This is a genomic window from Paenibacillus sp. FSL H7-0331, assembly GCF_001956045.1.
Genome location: NZ_MRTH01000139.1, coordinates 1 through 1,361, shown reverse-complemented (window position 1 = coordinate 1,361; position 1,361 = coordinate 1). Strand labels below are relative to the sequence as shown.

The 1,361-nt window shown below is 47.0% G+C and carries 1 protein-coding gene; it reads right to left on the bottom strand.

Annotation, left to right across the window (positions count from 1 at the left end):
• Positions 1–1,361: glycoside hydrolase family 32 protein (locus BK127_RS42140; protein WP_076238578.1), on the bottom strand; the 1,361-nt coding region annotated here is incomplete at both ends.

The following is a 1,361-nucleotide window of genomic DNA, read 5'->3' as shown; positions in this document are numbered from 1 at the left end:
ATTCCAACCCTGTACTTGAAGGATCAGGGAAAATCTGATCCGTCAGAACGAGTTTTCCATCATTCGCAAATACTTCTACCGAAGATTGATCGACGAAAATATGAAGCTTTATTTTCTCATTATTTAGCATTAGGGGGGCACTGTGCTTACATGCGAATTGGTTATGAAAACTTGTATCACCCGAGTTCGAGCGGTCGATGAATAGAGCGTTGTTTACAGCATCGTACCCAATGATAGTTTCTTCACGTTCAGATGTCCTAATCTTGAGCCCAAACTCTGTCGCGCTGCCCCGTTCAATCTCAAGCTCGATTTCATACAATTCTGCTTGAAGATCTACCAACAGATTATGAGTTGATTGAATAGCAACATGTTCTAAGCGATGCAGCTGATTTCGCAGCGTTCTCATAGCAGGGATCGGTGTTTGAATCAAACATAAGCCTTCTGGTTCTTCCCTAAGGGTTAACACGCGCGGGATTGTCATTGCACTGCGCCATCCATCCGTCGGTGTTATATTGGCATATTTCCAATTGCTCATCCAACCGATAAACAGCTTCTCCTTGCCCAGAGCATTCGAATCAGACCATGTTACTCCAGCATAATTATCTCTCCCATGATCAAGCCACAGGATCGTATCCGGAGAAGAATTGTTTGTAAAGATCGTGCCATCGAAATCCCCAATAAAGTATTGGGTTCTTGAGCCCTCTAGCATGTCGGCATGGTCTCCGATACTGACGATCAACACCCATTTGGTCCGGTTAGACTCACCCTTAATGGGCAATTCAATCAGATCGGGGCACTCCCATACGCCGTCATGTGAACCTTCCTTCGCCCCGAATTCACTGGCAAAGGACCATTCCTTCAGATTCTCTGAGGTATAAAAGCGGATCCGATCACCTGCTGCAATCGACATCACCCATCGAGTGCTGTTTTCGTGCCAAAACACCTTTGGATCCCGGAAATCCACAATGTGCTCGTCAGACAACACGGGATTCCCCTCGTACATCGTCCAGGTTCTACCTTTATCCGTACTATATGCCAAGCTTTGTCTTTGTCTCGGACGATCCGAGTCTGGGTACGTGCCAGCGTGTGTAAATATGGCCACCAAACCAGGTATTCCAGAGAAAAAGCCAGTGGTATCGTTCCAATCTACTACTGCGCTTCCCGAGAAAATATAGCCGTGCTGATCGGGAAACAAAGCGATCGGCAAATGCTCCCAATTAACCAGGTCCGTACTCACCGCATGCCCCCAGTGCATCGGTCCCCAGGTCGTCCCATCCGGATGAAATTGATAAAACAAATGATATTCTCCCTCGAAGAAGACAAGGCCGTTCGGATCATTCATCCATTGCGTAGCCGGAGTA